Annotated in this window: 13 protein-coding genes; 9 read left to right on the top strand and 4 right to left on the bottom strand. The window is 59.9% G+C overall.

The window, feature by feature from the left end:
• Positions 1 to 184 precede the first annotated feature (184 nt).
• From ACU0FH_RS12445 to ACU0FH_RS12430, 4 genes are all read left to right on the top strand, one after another.
• Entirely contained in the window at positions 185 to 1,126 is a 942-nt protein-coding gene (locus ACU0FH_RS12445; protein WP_446194910.1) for a LysR substrate-binding domain-containing protein, read from the top strand.
• Positions 1,127 to 1,243: 117 nt separating this feature from the next.
• Complete coding sequence (locus ACU0FH_RS12440) at positions 1,244 to 2,917, top strand: sulfatase-like hydrolase/transferase (protein ID WP_446194908.1); 1,674 nt, start codon at positions 1,244 to 1,246, stop codon at positions 2,915 to 2,917.
• A 60-nt stretch (positions 2,918 to 2,977) separates the two neighbouring features.
• Positions 2,978 to 4,030, top strand: coding sequence for a TAXI family TRAP transporter solute-binding subunit (locus ACU0FH_RS12435; RefSeq protein ID WP_446194907.1), 1,053 nt, complete (start codon positions 2,978 to 2,980; stop codon positions 4,028 to 4,030).
• 60 nt (positions 4,031 to 4,090) lie between these two features.
• Positions 4,091 to 6,463, top strand: coding sequence for a TRAP transporter permease (locus ACU0FH_RS12430; protein WP_446194906.1), 2,373 nt, complete (start codon positions 4,091 to 4,093; stop codon positions 6,461 to 6,463).
• On the opposite strand, the gene ACU0FH_RS12425 is transcribed toward ACU0FH_RS12430, so the two are convergent.
• On the bottom strand, positions 6,464 to 7,621 hold the full coding sequence (locus ACU0FH_RS12425) for a S8 family serine peptidase (RefSeq protein WP_446194905.1): 1,158 nt from the start codon (positions 7,619 to 7,621) through the stop codon (positions 6,464 to 6,466).
• A gap of 141 nt (positions 7,622 to 7,762) precedes the next feature.
• On the opposite strand from ACU0FH_RS12425, the gene ACU0FH_RS12420 reads away from it, so the two are divergent.
• Positions 7,763 to 8,356, top strand: coding sequence for a hypothetical protein (locus ACU0FH_RS12420; protein ID WP_446194904.1), 594 nt, complete (start codon positions 7,763 to 7,765; stop codon positions 8,354 to 8,356).
• A gap of 8 nt (positions 8,357 to 8,364) precedes the next feature.
• Here the strand turns inward: ACU0FH_RS12420 and ACU0FH_RS12415 are convergent, their stop codons facing one another.
• From ACU0FH_RS12415 to ACU0FH_RS12405, 3 genes are all read right to left on the bottom strand, one after another.
• The gene (locus ACU0FH_RS12415) at positions 8,365 to 8,904 is read right to left on the bottom strand and encodes an RNA polymerase sigma factor (RefSeq protein WP_446194903.1); all 540 of its coding nucleotides are present in this window, start codon (positions 8,902 to 8,904) and stop codon (positions 8,365 to 8,367) included.
• Positions 8,905 to 9,045: 141 nt separating this feature from the next.
• Entirely contained in the window at positions 9,046 to 11,082 is a 2,037-nt protein-coding gene (locus ACU0FH_RS12410) for a calcium-binding protein (RefSeq protein ID WP_446194902.1), read from the bottom strand.
• A gap of 153 nt (positions 11,083 to 11,235) precedes the next feature.
• A complete protein-coding gene (locus ACU0FH_RS12405; protein ID WP_446194901.1) occupies positions 11,236 to 11,592 on the bottom strand; it encodes a COG4315 family predicted lipoprotein in 357 nt (118 codons plus the stop codon).
• 359 nt (positions 11,593 to 11,951) lie between these two features.
• Between ACU0FH_RS12405 and ACU0FH_RS12400 the strand changes: the two genes are divergently transcribed.
• The 4 genes from ACU0FH_RS12400 to ACU0FH_RS12385 all read left to right on the top strand — a co-directional run bounded on the left by ACU0FH_RS12400 (position 11,952) and on the right by ACU0FH_RS12385 (position 16,487).
• The gene (locus ACU0FH_RS12400) at positions 11,952 to 12,938 is read left to right on the top strand and encodes a TRAP transporter substrate-binding protein (RefSeq protein ID WP_446194900.1); all 987 of its coding nucleotides are present in this window, start codon (positions 11,952 to 11,954) and stop codon (positions 12,936 to 12,938) included.
• 63 nt (positions 12,939 to 13,001) lie between these two features.
• A complete protein-coding gene (locus ACU0FH_RS12395; RefSeq protein ID WP_446194899.1) occupies positions 13,002 to 13,520 on the top strand; it encodes a TRAP transporter small permease in 519 nt (172 codons plus the stop codon).
• Positions 13,513 to 14,796 (top strand): TRAP transporter large permease, encoded by a 1,284-nt coding sequence (locus ACU0FH_RS12390; protein ID WP_446194898.1) that lies wholly within the window; start codon positions 13,513 to 13,515, stop codon positions 14,794 to 14,796. Before ACU0FH_RS12395 ends, ACU0FH_RS12390 begins: the two co-directional genes overlap by 8 nt.
• 287 nt (positions 14,797 to 15,083) lie before the next feature.
• Positions 15,084 to 16,487 carry a hypothetical protein gene (locus tag ACU0FH_RS12385; RefSeq protein WP_446194897.1) on the top strand — a complete coding sequence of 468 codons (1,404 nt, stop codon included), beginning with the start codon at positions 15,084 to 15,086 and terminating at the stop codon, positions 16,485 to 16,487.
• Positions 16,488 to 16,526 lie beyond the last annotated feature (39 nt).

Raw genomic sequence — 16,526 nt, 5'->3', positions numbered from 1 at the left:
ATATGGCGCCTGTTTAGAAGGCTAAGGGGCAAGGGTCTGTGAAACGTATCACAGTCGATCCATATGCAAACAATTTTTTGCTCAAAACTGCTGAAACCCCGACCTGTGCGGCAGCCACACTTTTGCACAGGGGCCGAAAGGCTATAACGAAAAAACTGCCTCCCTGCCCCCGAAAGGCCCTCAGATGACAACGAACCGGATTAGAATGCGCCACCTGCGCTGTTTCCTCGCGGTCGCGCAGCATGGCAGCGTGACCGGCGCGGCCAATGCGCTCGCGACGGTTCAGCCCAGCGTCTCGCGCTCGATCCGCGAATTCGAGGATGAAATGGGCATGGTTCTTTTCGACCGTACCCCCACCGGACTGTCCCTGAACGCCGCCGGCAAAACGCTCTTTGCCTATGTCGCCAACGGTATGAGCCAGCTTGACCGGGGCGTCGAAGCATTGCAGCAGCGCATGTCGGAAAAACGCGTCACCGCCTACGTGCTGCCCAATGTGGTGCGCGTGGTGATGCCCGGCGCGGTGCGCCGCTTCAAAGAACTTCACCCCGAGGTCGATCTGCGCTTTCTTCCGAACACTGGCGGGGGCTTGCAACAATATCTCGCCAAAGGCGACGTGGATTTCGGCTTTGGCCGGTTGCTGGCCGCCAAACACATGGAGGGAATGCATTTCGAGCATCTCTTCTCTGAACCGCTCTGCTTTTTCGTGCGCGAGGGCCACCCGCTTGCCACCAGCAAATCCCTGACAATACAGGATATTGACCGGCACGAGGTCATCCTGCCCAATGTCGAAACCATCATCCGCGAGGAAATCGACCGCTTTATAATTGCCGAAGGCATCAGCCGCTTCAGCAACCTGATCGAGACGATTTCCTTTGAATTCGCCCGCGCCTATCTCGCCCAGAGCGATGCGATCGTCTGCCAGCCTCTCGGCGCAATGCGGCGCGAGCTGCGAGACGGCAGCGTGGTCCGGCTCGACTTTGCGCGCGGTGAACTCGAAGGATCGGTTGGCATCACCACTCCGGCGGGCCGACAGCTTTCAGCGCCTGCCCAGCTGTTGATCGAGTCGATCCGCGAAGAAGTTCGCGACCAACAGCATAACGAAATCGATATACCCGAAACCAAATGACTATTTCGCAAAAGGCCCTCCCTTCCGTAGGTTGAACAGGGAATCGCAACGGAGGGAGGACCGGCGCGTTCAACCATTGCCCATCGGGCAAGATGAACCGCGCCGGCGCAGAGCAGCTTGGCAAAAGCAAAAAACATACTTTTCATCATGTTCGATCAGCTCCGGTGGGATTACCTGAGCTGCTATGGCCATGAACATCTTCATACGCCCAATATCGACTGGCTGGCCTCACGCGGGGTGCGCTTTACCCGCGCCTATATCCAGTCGCCGATCTGCGGCAGTTCCCGCATGTCCACCTATACCGGACGCTATGTGCATTCCCACGGGGCAAGCTGGAACGGCATCCCGCTAAAGGTCGGTGAGATGACCATGGGCGACCACCTGCGCAAGGCGGGCATGGACTGCTGGCTGGTCGGCAAGACCCATATGCGCGCGGACGAAGAAGGCATGGCAAGGCTTGGCCTCGCCCCCGACAGCATCATCGGCGCAAGGGTCGCGGAATGCGGCTTCGACGTCTTTGAACGCGACGATGGTATGTTGCCCGAGGGGCCCGACGGATCATACGATCCCGACGGCGCAAAGGAATACAACAAGTGGCTCACCGCCAAGGGTTACGAAAGCGACAACCCCTGGCATGACTTTGCGAATTCCGGGCTGGACGCGGATGGCAACGTGCTCTCGGGGTGGTTCCTGAAGAACTCCCCCGAACCCGCCAATATCGCCGAGGAGGACAGCGAAACCCCCTATCTCACCGGGCGCGGGATCGAGTTCATGACCGATCGCGCAGCCCCATGGTGCTGCCACCTGTCCTATATCAAACCGCATTGGCCCTATATCGTCCCCGAACCCTATGCGAGCATGTATGGCTCCGAACATATCCGTCCTGTCGTGCGCTCGGATGCGGAACGGCAGAACGCCCATCCGATCTTCAAGGCCTTCATGGACACGAAAGTCGGCGAGACCTTTTCGCGGCGGGACGTGCGCGAGGCGGTGATCCCCGCCTATATGGGCCTCATCAAGCAGGCCGACGACCAGATGGGCCGCCTGTTCGAGTGGATGAAGCAATCCGGCCAGATGGAGGACACGATGATCGTGCTCACCTCGGATCACGGCGATTTCCTTGGCGATCACTGGATGGGGGAAAAGACCTTTTTCCACGACAGTTCGACCCGCGTGCCGCTCATCATCTACGACCCGTCCGATGAGGCCGACGCCACCCGCGGCACCACCTGCGACGCGCTGGTCGAATGTATCGACCTCGCTCCGACATTCGTCGATGTCACCGGCGAAAAACCAGCCATGCACATCCTCGAAGGCGAAAGCCTGTTGCCGATCCTGCACGGCACCCGCGACGACACGCTCCGCGACTACGTGATCTGCGAATACGATTTCTCGGCCACGCCCATCGCACATCTGAACAATATCGGCGTGCGCGAGGCGGTGATGTTCATGGTCGCCAACAAGAAATGGAAGCTCATCCATTTCGAAGGCGGCCATCGCCCCATGCTCTTCGACCTCGAAAAAGACCCCGATGAGCTGACGGATCTCGGCGACAGCGAGGATCATGCAAAGGTCATTGCCACCATGTATGATAAGCTCTTTGCGTGGACGCGCCGCCAGTCGCAGCGCACCACCCGCAGCGAAGAGCAGCTGATCGAAATGCGCACCAAGACGCGCCGGCGCGGCGTGGTCATTGGCGTCTATGACGAAAATGACACCCCGCTGGAACTGACCACGAAATACCGGGGCCGCAAGGCGCCGGATATGAAGAGCGGGCCGAAACGCCCATAGGACACGACACAAGACCGTGGGGAGCGGTCGTTGACGCCTATGTCATGAGGGAGGAACGAAATGACGAAACTGACCAGAGGGCTGGCCGCGCTTGGCCTGTCCGGCGTGCTCGCGGTCTCCGCCGCCCATGCCCAAAGCAACCTGACCGCCGAAACCTCAAGCCCGGGCAACAGCCCGCACGCCTCGATCCTGCACCTGGCCGAAGTCGCCAGCGCCGCCGGTATCGCGGATCTTCAGGTGCAGGACGGCCAGACGCTGACCAATTCGGTGCTGAACGTCGCCGAGGGGCGCACCGACATCTCGGCCATGCCGCTGATCCTTGGGTTCCTGATGTCCAAAGGGCGCGGCCCCTATTCCAAACTGGGCGAGGCGGGGGCTGAAAAAGCCGCCAACCTGCGCGCGCTTTACCCCTACAACGCGGGGGCTTACGGGCTGATCGCATTGGAAAGCGAAGGCATCGACAGCTGGGACAAGCTCAAGGGCAAGAACGTCTGGAACGGCCCGCCGCGCGGCGCCGCGCTGGTCAACGCACGGCAGGCGATCTTCCTGGCCGCCGGTTTCAAGGATGGAGAGGATTACACCGGCCATCAGGCGAACTGGGGGCAATTGCCGACCCTGCTGGTCGATGGCTCGATGGATGCGTTTGTTTTTCCGCTCACCTTCCCTTCGGCCCGCGCGGTGACGATGCAGGCGGCGGGCAACGTGGTGATGGTCTCGACGCCCAAGGACGTTTTCGAAAGCGAAGCCTATCAGAAAATCTTCAACGCGCCGGGGAACGTGCCAATCGTAATCGGCTGGGATGAGATGGGTTATGAGGATGGCAAGGGCATAAGGCTTCAATCCGAGGACAACACCTTTCGCGGTCTGGGCACCGCCTTTGCCGACGTGGTCCACAAGGACATGTCCGACGACATGGCCAAGGCGCTGACCGCCGAATACATCCGCACCATTCCGCAGCTGAAAGAAAAGACCGCCTACATGAAAAACGTCGGCGTCGGCATCCTTGATCCCAAGCTGTCGGGCTTTTGCGGCATCAACCCGGTCAAGTACCACCCCGGCGCCATCGCCGCCTGGGAAGAGGCCGGCGTGACCGTGCCCGACTGCGCCAAGTAGGCATCAGCCCCCAGCCGGGCGGTATTCTTCGCCCGGCCAATTTCGGCAAGGAGCCCGCCCATGTCATCCGAGCTGCTTCCCCACCAACGCACCGGCCTGCGCAAATTCGCCTTCCTGCTCGGGTTCCTGCTGGTGCTCACCGGGCTGCTGAACACGATGCCCGCCTTTCCGGGCCTTGACGGCTGGGTCACCGCCAGTTTTGGCGACGGCGTGACGATCCGGCGGTTTCCCTACGAATACCTCTTCCCGATTGTCTTCGTGGTGATGATGACTATCGTCGCCATCGAGAACTCTTTTGCCCGCGATTTCCGCGAAAATGGCAAATCCGATGTACAGGTGGTGTACGGCTTGTGCATGGATGCTGCACTGGTGGTGACGTCCATTCTGGTCGCCCTCGCCTACCTGATCGAAATCGACTCCGTCTGCCTGATCGATCAGTTCACCGGCGAACGTGCCGAGCTGATCGCCCGCGCGCTTCAGGAGGAAATCGAGTTCGCCGAGACGATGGGATTGCCGCCCCCGAACTCGGTCGACGACCCAAGCTGCATCAACACGCTGGGCATCTGGATTTTCCCGCTCATGGCCTGCGCCATCGGTGTGTTTCTCGGCTATAACGTCAAGGTCTGGGGCTTTCCGCTGGTGGCCGTGGCCATCCTGATCGCCAGCTATACGCTGATTACGGTTATGGTTTGGTATTTCCTCGGCGCGGACGACATCAACAAATACCTCGTCACCAAGCTGGGCGGCGAGCCGCGCCAGTTGATCGACGGGCGTCCGAACATGCAGGACATCCTTGTAAACAACGCCCAGGGGCTGCTTGGCCGGTTCATGGGCATCCTGATGAACACGGTCTTTCCCTATATCGTGCTGGGCTCTCTCTTTGGCGTCTCCGCCGGGGGGCGGTCGCTGATCAAAATCGCCTTTCTCTGGACCCGTCGGCTCCGTGGTGGTCCGGCCCATGCAGCCATTGTCAGCTCCGCCCTCTTTGGCACCATCTCTGGCGGCCCGGTCGTCAACGTGCTTTCGACCGGCGTTCTGACCATCCCGATGATGCTGCGGCGCGGCTTCAACCGCACCTTCGCCGGCGGGATCGAGGCGGCGGCCTCATCCGGCGGGCAGATCATGCCGCCGGTGATGGGCGTCGCGGCATTTGTGCTTTCGGCCATGACCATCGTGCCCTATCGCGAGGTCATCATCGCGGCCTCTCTCCCCGCCCTCGCCTATTTCGGCTGCCTCTTCCTCACGGTCGTATTTCAGGCGCGAAAACAAGGGATTGAGGCCGTGGGCGAGGCCACTGAAGACATGCGCCTCACACGTGAAGACACCATTCACCTGATGATGATCTTCTTGCCGATCATGCTGATCCTCGCCCTTCTCCTGACCCCGAAAGAGGCCGTAGGCTGCGGACCCTTCTCGGCCCTATGGGGCGTGACGCAGATCATCACCGAAAACGGCTGCCGGGCGGAAAACCTGCCCTGGCTGCTCGAGCTGATCCAGAATTCCGCGGGCGACGCGGGATCGGCGGGATGGTGGGCCGCCGCCCTGCTTCTGATCCTGTTCTTCCTTGATCGTGAAATCCGCCGCGCGCCCGGTCAGATCGTCTCGGCGCTCGCCGATGCGGGCATCCTCGTGAGCCGCCTTTACCTGATGTTCCTTGCCGTTTCAGTAATCGATTTTTGCCTGAACGTTACCGGTCTTTCCAACTACATAGCGGTCGACATCCTTGGCTGGCTACGCAGTTCCGGCGGCGTCATCGGGGACAGCCCGCTGTTCCTGTTCGTCGCGCTTTTCGCGACGATGGTGATGGCGATCATCCTTGGCATGGGCATGCCCACGGTTCCCGCTTACATCAACGTGGCGCTGTTGATGGGGCCGATGCTGGTCGGGCTGGGCATCGCGGATTTCACCGCCAACATGTTCATCTTCTATTTTGCCGTCGCCTCGGCCATCACCCCGCCCGTTGCCGTCGCCGCCTTTGCCGCGTCGTCCATCACCGGGGCGGATCCGCTGCGCACCGGGTTCGCGGCGGTCAAGGCCGGGGTCGTGATCTTTGTCATCCCCTTTATCTTTGCCTTCTACCCCGAGCTTTTGCTGATCGAGGCGGCCCAGCTCAACCCGATCTCGGGTGCGTCACGGTATCTCGACGGGCTCGACGGTCAGGTACATCCCGTTCACCTTGCTTGGATATCGCTAAAGATATCCATCGCGCTCTATCTGTTGGCCACCGTTCTCGCTCGCTTCGAGACGCGGGGGATCAACCGGGGCGAGGCCGTGCTCCGCTTGGCTCTGGCCCTGCTGGTGATCCAGAAAGAGCCGATGCTGAGCGGGGCTGGCATCGCTCTCACGCTTCTGGTTCTGGTCTGGCACCGCTGGAAAGCTGCTGCGCCAGGGCGCGGCGAGGAACATGGGGCGGTCAGCGCGAAAGAGGTCTGATCACTCTTTGCGGCAAGCGCTTCCCGGCTGGGCCAGACCCGTGCCAAACACCGGATCGGGGCCGGAAACCCCGAGATCACGCGCGCCGTCGCTAAGCCAGTCGCGCAGCTTGGTCGCATCGCCAAGCCCCGAGGCGACCGGATCGGCGGCGATGATGGATGTCACGAAGGGCGCAGCAATCGAAGTGCCAGACAGGTACTTGCCTTCGCCTTGTGGCACAAAGACGTCGACACCCGGTGCGGCGATATCGATATGCCGGCCTTCGGGTGCCTTTTCATATGGTTTGAGCGCCGCATCCACCGCCGTTACCGCAATGGTCTGCTTGAACGCTGCCGGATAGCGGGGTGGCCCCTCGCGCCCGGTATTCCCGGCGGCGGCGACAATAACCATTCCGCGCGCGGCGGCGGCCTGCAAGGCGCGGTCGAGGATCTTGTTATAGGGGCCAGCAAGGCTCACGTTCACAAGACGCACGTCATTGGAACGGAGCCAGTCGATGGCCCGAACCAGCGTATCAACGCCAGCGGCGGGCGATTTCCCTTCTACCGGCCCGACGACTGCGGCGTGGAAGATATTGGCGTCCGTCAACCGCCCCGGACCGCCGATCAGTTCCGCAATGGCGGTGCCGTGACCATTGTCACCGCCCTCGCCCACGAATTGTTTGCGCGTGATGTTCGCGCGGGCGAGCCCGGTCTCATCGGGGGCGATATCGGTATCTATGATCCCTATCGGCACCTGCGCCGCGCAGCCCTGCTGCGGCCAGCCGATCAACCCGTTTGCATACTCGCGACCCTCCGGCAATTCGGCGGGCGGCGGTGCACGGTAGGCGTGGTTGACGCCTGCGGTGACCCCAGGCTCGAGCGTCTCCATTTCGCCAATGGCCTCTTTGCCGGTGACACCTTCTGGCAGGCGAAAGACCAGCATTTCCTCACCGATGCCGGTCAGGTTCTCGCGGCTGAGCAATTCGTAGGCCGGAGTCGCCGCGATCAGGCGGTCCGCCGTTTCGGCGTCACCGGCCAGAACCACAAGGGTTGTCGTGTTGTAAAGATCTCCTGCATCCGCCGCGATGAATTCGGGCGCGGGAGGGTCCAGAACAAAGGTCTGTGCAATGACCGGGGCGGCCAGGAAAAGGGAGAAAGTAAAAAGGGAAGAACGGATCATATCTTAATCCTTTGCTGAAATCGGTGAAGCATTTCACATAATCGGAATTTTTTTGCCCTCGCGGATGAACCGATCGGGCATATTATGCGACCAAGGAACAAGGGCAGCAGTTTCGCCCATGCTCAGACAAGGACACAGCCAATGGCCACGCATCAGCCGAGACCCAGCGACGAAGACCTGCTCGACTATATCGCAGGGCGCAGCTCTCCGGAGCAGACGCAGGAAATCGAAGCGGCGGCAAAGGCGGATGACGAACTTGCGGCCGATATCGCCCTGATGCAGGCCGCCCGGGGCGTTCTTGGCGAGACCACGCGGGAGAACGCGCCCGGCGCGCTGGGATGGGCACGGCTGGAACGTCAGATCGACGCCGAGGGCAAAACCGCGCCCGTATTGTCGACGCGCCCGGTCTGGCAGATCGCGGCGGCCAGCGCGGTGGCGGCGATTGCGCTCTGGCAGTTCGTGGCCGCGCCGCTGGTGATGCCGGACGGCGAAGCGCGATACGAAACCGCGACCGGCAGCACGGCGGATGGCCCTGCCCTGACTGTGGCCTTTACCACCAGCGCCACCGAAGCCGAGATCCGCGCCCTGCTCGTCGAGACCGGCGGCCAGATCATCAGCGGGCCCAGCGCGCTGGGGCTGTGGCGTATCGGGTTCGCGGATGAAGCCGCCCGCGATGCCGCGACCGAGCGGTTCTCGCAAAGCGGCGGGATCGTCGAAAGCACCCAGGCAGACTGAATTCGAACTCATGGTGTTTCGCCTTTCGTGAGGCAATGCATCAGGAGCTTTTTTGCGTGGTGGATGCGGGTCTTGACGGTCCCGACCGGCACGCCTTCGACTTCGGCGGCCTCGGGATAGGTCAGGTCCTCGAAGAACGTCAACCGAACCACCGATTTCTGCGCCGCCGTCAGCTTTTCCAGACAGGCACGAAGCCGCACCGCATCGCTGGTCGCCTCGATCACCGCCAGCGCCGAGGGGGTTTCATCCGGCACGGTATCATCTGGCGTTTCGCGCAGGGTCATGCGGGTCGACCGGCGGATCCGGTCCACCGCCTTGTTACGTGCAATGCCGTAGATCCAGGTCTTGACCGATGACTGTCCCTTGAAACGGTCGGCGCGGCGCCAGACCTCCATGAACGCGTCCTGCATCACGTCGGACGCCTCGAACGCATCACCCAGTTTCATGCGGACAAAGTGATACAGCCCGGCCTGATGCCGTTCATAGAGTTCCTTCATGGCGATCCTGTCTCCGCGACCGATCCGCGCCACCAAGTCTACATCTGTCACCGGAACCTCCCACAGGTCTGGTTTCACATCTTTTCGCATCGCGACTGCGACAATCCATTAACGAAAATGACCCCGCCGGCATACCATGTCGGCGGGATCTGCGTCGCCCCAAAGATTTCGGGGCAACTTGGGGGCTCTTTATCAGGCGAGGAAGCTGAAATCATCCGCGCCGAATTGATTGAGGCTCTGGTTCTCGAAGATCATCGTGCCGCTATCGAGTTCGAGCACGACATCGTCGCCAACCTGGCTCAGGTGATCCTTGAGTTCCGCAAAGTTCGCGGCATCAATGCCGATCTGGACGCTGTCGACACCCTGTTCGAAATCCACGACACGGTCGGTGCCGGTGCTGAAGACAAAGACATCTTCGCCTTCGCCGCCGATCAGCACATCGTCACCGCTGCCGCCGTTCAGGACATCATTGCCCGAGCCGCCAACCAGACGGTCATTCGTGTTACCGCCGGTGATGACGTCATCACCTTCGCCACCGTCGAGGTACAGCCTGGCCTTTTCCCACAGGTCCTCGGTTGCGGTGATGGTGTCGTTACCGGCACCGCCGTTGATCTCGATCTTTTCGGTTTTGGAGATATCGAGCGTGAACTGACCGAAATTGGTGCGGGCAAAGTCAAAGGATTTACCATCGCCAGAGAGCTCAAAAACATCGTCGATGCCCGAGCCGTTGACGACAGCGGTATCCTTGCCCTTGCCACCGTTCATGATGTCCGAGCCGTCGCCGTTGTTCCAGATCATCGTATCGCGGCCACCGCCACCCTTCATGACATCGGCACCCTTGAAGCCAACAAGTACGTCATTGCCGCCATTGCCTTTCACCACGTCATTGCCGTCGCCGCCGGTGATCTGGTCATTTCCGGCGCCGCCAAAGAGTTTCAGGTCGATGAGGTCCTGAAGCCCTTCGCCGCCGGTGATGACGTCATCGCCACTCTGACCGCGCACTACCAGTTTTTCAGTGTTGGAGATATCGAGGGTGAACTCACCGAAATTGGTGCGGGCGAAATCGACCGTGCCGTCTTCGCCGGCCTTGATCTCAAAGACATCGCCGCCGCCATCGGAGCCGTTGACCACGGCCTTGTCCTTGCCCTTGCCACCGTCCATGATGTCCGAACCATCGCCGTTGTTCCAGACCATCGTGTCGCGACCGGCACCACCAAGCATGGTGTCGTTGCCCCGGAAACCGACCAGAACGTCATTGCCGTCACCGCCATCAAGAACGTCGTCGCCATCGCCGCCGGTGATCCGGTCGTTACCTGCGCCACCGTTCAGTTCGAGCTTGATCAGATCGGCAAGGCCTTCGGCACCGGTGATGATATCGTCACCGCCGCCACCGTTGACTTCCATCACTTCGGTGGTGCCGATATCCAGCGAGAACGGTCCGAAATTCACACGTTCAAAGCGGACGCGGCCGTCTTCGCCTGCGGTGATTTCGAATTCGTCGCCCGCCGTGTCAGAACCGTTGGCAACGGCGGTATCATGGCCTTCGCCGCCCTCCATGACGTCGGATCCATCACCGTTGTTCCAGATCATGCGGTCGTTACCCGCGCCGCCATCCATCAGGTCAGCGCCCCGGAATCCGACGAGTACGTCATCGCCTTCGTCGCCGAACAGCTTGTCGTCGCCGTCCCCGCCGGTGATCTTGTCGTTGCCTTCACCACCATAAACCTTGAGCTTGATGAGATCGGCCAGACCTTCGCCACCGGTGATGATGTCGTCGCCACCGCCGCCATTCACGACGAGCTTTTCGGTCGATCCGATATCAAGCGAGAATTGCCCGAAATTGACCCGTTCAAACAGCACGCGACCATTTTCGCCCGCGCCGATTTCAAATTCATCGCCCGCGGTATCCGACCCGTTGGCTTCGGCGGTGTCATAGCCTTCGCCGCCTTCCATGATATCGGAGCCATCGCCGTTGTTCCAGATCATCCGATCGTTGCCGGCGCCGCCAGCCATCGTGTCGTTGCCCCGGTCGCCGATCAGGACATCATCGCCCTCTTCGCCAAGCAGGGTGTCTTCGCCCTCGCCTCCGCTCACCTTGTCATCGCCGCCACCGGCCAGAACGAGGTCATCGCCTTCGAGCGCGTCGATGGCTTCGGGCAGTTCGTTGCCGAGGATCAGATCGTCACCGTCGGTGGCGCCTTCGGGATTTGTCACATTAAAATCGGTCATCTCTAAATCTCCATATCGAGGCTGCACTACGCCTTTCTGACGTCGCTAATCCTCGGTCGTTTGGGTCAGACCTTTGGTTCAAAAAAACTTTGCCGGATGAAAATCATTTACTGGAAAAAGCGGGCGCGCCGCGACATGGGCGCGCCCTGTCAATCACTTGACCACGTGCCAAACACCGCCGACACCGTCGCCGGTCATGTCGCCGGGCTTGGCATCGCCTGCCCATGTATAAAGTGGCATCCCCTTGTAGACCCACTGGGCCGAGCCATCGCGGCGGTTGACGATGGTAAAATCAGCACTGGCTTCTGCCCCGTCCTGGGCGATAACCGGCGGCCAGCTAGCGGCGCAACCGTTGTAGCAATTGCTGGTGCCGTTCGTATCCTTGTCGAAGGTATAGACGGTCATGCCGCTGTCATCGACAAGCACATCGGCGTCGGACATAGCCGGGGCCGCCAGAGAAGTCTGGGCGAGCAAAACGAAAAGCGCGCCCGAGGTGAAAACCTTGAACATTATTGAACTCCTAAGATCACTTGACCGGTCCTCGACCGGTTTCTGGCATCCGCTGGCATCAAGGAGGTCTCATCCCCTTTCGACGTCCTTCTGGATGCGGGGCGACTGATCTTTACCATGCGTTGTACCAAGCGTTGTCGCCCGCGTTGTAGTCGCCTCGCGCAAGCGTTGTTTTATTGTTTGGCATGACACCGGAAAGCGTGCGGCGTGCCAATCCAATGCAGTTCAAGAGCGCCCGATGGCACTGTCTCTTCTGCCTCTCGCAGAACTGATCGATCCCTTGAAATTACCGGTGATCGCCTCTTGGTTCTCCCCGCATGGTAGGACATAAGGGCAACGTGTTAACCGGAGGAGTACACATGAGTTTCTTCAAAATTCGGACCATCGCCCTGACAGCCGCCTTCGCTGGTATCGCGGGCACGGCTGCGTTTGCGCAGACCGAGGTCAAGATCGGCTATGCCCTGGCACCGACATCGCATTACGGCGTCGCGGCCCAGAAATGGCAGGAAGTCGTCGAAGCCGAAACCGATGGCAAATTCGCATTCCGCCACTTTCCCTCCTCGGGTCTGGGTGGCGAACGGGAAGTCGTCGAAGGCCTTCAGATCGGTACGGTCGAGGCAACGATCGTTTCCACGGGCACCCTGTCGAACTTTGTGCCCGAAACCGGCGTGACCGACATTCCCTTCCTGTTCCGCGATCTCGGCCATGCGCGCCGCGTTCTGGACGGCCCGATCGGGCAGGACATCCTTTCGAAATTCGACGATGCAGGACTGGTTGCGCTGGCGTGGGGCGAACAGGGGTTCCGCCACATCACCAATAACCGCAACGCGATCCACACTCCCGAAGACGTCGCAGGCATGAAGCTGCGGACGATGGAAAACCCCGTCCACCTCGCCGCTTTCAACGCGCTGGGTGCCGCCCCGACCCCGATGGCATGGCCCGAAGTGATCAGCTCGCTTCAGCAGGGAACCATCGACGGACAGGAAAACCCGCTTTCGGTGATCGTTTCCGTCAAGCTGGACGAAGTGCAAAAGTATCTGACGCTCTCCGGTCACGTCTATTCGCCGGCGATGCTGCTCGTCTCCAAGCCGTTCTGGGAAGGACTGAGCGACGAGGACAAGGCAGCGTTTGAAAAAGGCGCCACCGAAGCGGTTGTCGCCATGCGCGCTTTTGTCGACGACGTCGAACAGAGCGGTGTCGAAACACTGAAAGAGCGTGGCATGGAAGTGAATGAGCTTTCCGCCGACGAAAAGGCTGCGTTCCGCGCATCAGTCGAGGAAGCCTATGAAGGGTATTACGACCAGTACGGCCAGGAGCTGATCGACAGCATCGCCGCTACCGAGTAATCCACACGTCCCGAAGCGGACCGGCGTTCCCGACGCCGGTCCGTCTTTTTCGCGAGAGGGATCATGCATAGAGCTGAACGTGTTTTCGTGGCGGTGAATGCCGCCGTGGTCATAGGTTGCCTTGCCGCGATGGCGCTGATCGTCGGCGCGAATATCGCCCTGCGCTACACCACGAACCATTCGCTTTCATGGTCCGACGAAGCCGCCCGCTACCTCATGATCTGGATGACGTTCCTTGGCGCCGGGCTGGCCCTGCGCACTGGCGGCCATGTCGCGATCTCGAACCTTCAGGATCTGGTCAGCTCCCGCAAGCAGATGATCCTGCGCAGCGTCATCCTTTTGATCCTGCTAGTCTTTTTCGCCTACATGGTACAGGTCGGCTGGGAATACATGCAGCGGAGCCAGTACCAAAAGACACCGGCGCTGCGGTTGTCATTTCAATATATCTATGCCGCGATGCCCGTCGGCTTTGCCCTCATGATCGTGCATCTTCTGCTGATGGCACGGGCCTTTGTCACGGCTGGCACCTATCGCGGCCTTGACGGGACCGCGGATGCGCAGCCGGGGGCCGCCAATGGTTGAGATCCTCTTTATCGCCCTGTTCGGCCTCATGGTGCTGGGCGTTCCTGTCGCCTTTGCGATGGCCATTTCCGTCTTTCTGGCCCTGAGCCTTGGCAGCAGCTACCCGAACATCGTCGTGGTCAAAGAGATGTTCGCCGGGCTCGACAGCTTTCCGCTGCTTGCCGTCCCGTTCTTTATCCTCGCCGCCGAAATCATGACCGGCGGCGCGATCACCGCGACACTTCTGCGCTTTGCCTCGCAGTTTGTCGGCCACCTTCGCGGCGGGCTTGGCTATGCGAACGTAATCTCCTCGACCATGTTCGCCGGGATTTCGGGTTCGGCCCTTGCCGATGCGGCCGGTCCGGGCGCGATGATGGTGCGGATGATGGAAAAGGGCGGCTATGACAAATCCTATGCCGGTGCCCTGACCATTTCGAGCGCGGTTATCGGGCCGATCATCCCGCCCTCGATCGTGATGATCATCTACGCGCTGCAGGACGAAGAAGTCTCCGTCGGTTCGCTCTTCATGGCGGGCGTCATCCCGGGGCTGCTGCTTGCCATCGGGAACCTTGCGGCCAACTGGTACGTCAGCCGCAAGCGCGACTACCGAAGCGTCGCCCCGCGCCCGTCGGGCCGCGAGATGGTGAAAACAAGCATTATCGCCATGCCGGCGATTGGATTGATCGTTTTGATCATCGGCGGAATCCGTTGCGGTATCTTCACCCCGACCGAAGCCTCGGTGATCGCGGTGTTCTATGCCCTTTTCTGCGGGATGGTGATCTACCGGTCGCTCCGGCTTCGCGATCTGCCCGCAATCATCCTGCGTGCCGCGCTTGTAAGCTGTGCCGTTCTCCTGATCCTCGGCGCGGCCCGTGCCTTTGCCTGGGTTCTGATCATCGAGGGTATTCCACAATTCCTTGCCGAGACGATCATCAGCTGGGATCTGGCCCCGCTGGCATTTCTGCTGGCGGTCAACGTATTACTTCTAGCCTTCGGCCTGTTCATGGACCCCCTGCCCGGCGTGATGATCCTTGTCCCGATCCTTGCACCTATCAGCCATGCACTTGGCATCGCACCGGACCAGTTTGCCATCGTGGTCATCGTCAACCTGACGCTTGGGCTGATTACGCCCCCGGTCGGCAGCCTGATCTTTGTGGTATCCTCGACCGTCGGCTTGAAACCCTCGGTCCTCATCAAACAGATGCCGCCGTTCTTCCTTGCCAATTTCATCGTCCTGATGATGCTTACCTTCCTTCCTGCCCTGTCTACATGGCTGCCCCGGATCAGCGGTTTCTAGGAATCCATTGCCTTGACCGGCACCTTCCCGCCGCTTGAGAGCGCGGATTGGCATAATTTAAGAGCAGTTGCGCTGTCGGCATTTGAGAGCCCGGCGAAAAATGCTGAAATCTGGGCTGCAAGCTGCTACGTATTGCAACGTAAGAGCGAATAGCACCTTCAAGACAATAACTTGCAGCCTGCTCATGACACTTCAGTACTAGTATCAAGACCAATTTTGCGACCTGTTTCCGCAAAGCGGAAACCAATTAAACAAATAAGTGACTTATCGAATTATGGAGTAAGAGCATGCGCCTGCGTCTCGACATTGCCGTATTATTCGCCGTTTCCGCAGCCGCTTTCATTATTTACATCCAGATATGGAATTTTTCGACGACGGGCGCTGATACGCTTTCTCTTCTCGGTGTGCGCGAGGACTTGTCCGACCTGAAATCGCTGCTCTCTGCAAAAATACTCGCCACAACACCCGAATTCCTTGCGGGCCCCTATTGGCGGCCCCTTTCCAACGTCTTCTACTGGGTGGCCGGCAGTGTACGAGAAACCTGGGGGCTCACTCCGATTTTCGTTTTCGGCTTCGTGATGCACTGCCTGTTCGTTCTGCTGGGCACGAAACTATTGATGCGCCTTGTCCCAGAAATGCCCTGGCCGGTATTCGCAAGCCTGATCTTTGTTCATCCGATAGCCGCTGACATACTGGTTGCCATTGCCCGCTATCAGGACATTCTCGGCGCCATTCTGGCCATTGCCGCCGGCTGCATCCTTTTAACGAGACAACACATCTGGCTTGCAATCGTTCTCGCTGCCGGTGCGCCGTTCTTCAAGGAGCTCTACCTTGTTGCGCCGCTTGCCATCGCGGCGGCGATATTTGTCGACGACCTACTTTCACGCCGCCCGATCCGCTTTGCCTACATCTTTGCCGGAATCGCGCTCGCGATGCTTGCGCTTTCCTTGCGCTTTGTCGCCGGGGTCGAGTTGCCGGGCGACGGGTCGATGGGCGGCACGCTTGGTTTTCCAGCAAAGAAACTGGCCAAGATGATCCTCGCGCTGTTCGTGCCGACACCCTATTCCTATGTTTCGGGCATCATCGCCATCTGCGCCTTTGCTGCCGCGATCTATGCCTATATCCGCAGGCGACCAAGCGTTGACAAACTGATCACACCAACTGGTCGCCTTGCTGCGCTGTACCTCGGGTTTCTTTTCGTGGGCATGTTCACGGTCATGATCATCGTCCAGCAACTGCCGTTGCGCTCGGCCTATCTGCTGATCATTCCCGCCATCTATCTTATAGCCTTGATGCTGAAATGGCTTGTTCCTTCTTCGGCTGTACGGAATTCGCTCACGATCGTGCTGGCATTCCTGTTTACCGCCAATTCCGCGTTCGTGCTTCATGACTGGAAAACATGCGACAATGTTTGGAAAGATCTGCGCTCGACAATCGAAAAGGCGGGGCCGGAACCGCTGAAGATACAACGAACAAACATTTATTACGAGAGAGATTATCTTTCGACGGATCCGTCGTGTTTCATGCCTTATACGATAAACCCGCTGGAGCGGGATTATTCCAACGTAGACGTATCAAGCGATATGTCCGGCCATGTGGAAATCAACGATGCGGTGGTTGAATGGGATCCGGAAGAACGGTTGATCAGCTTTACCTCGCGGCGACGGCTTACTGCCAGTAGCACCGACTGAAATACATCTTCCATGGCCACGAACCGGCGGTATTTCCCA

The sequence above is a fragment of the Heliomarina sp. genome (assembly GCF_052826185.1).
This window is presented reverse-complemented; position numbering and strand designations above follow the sequence as displayed.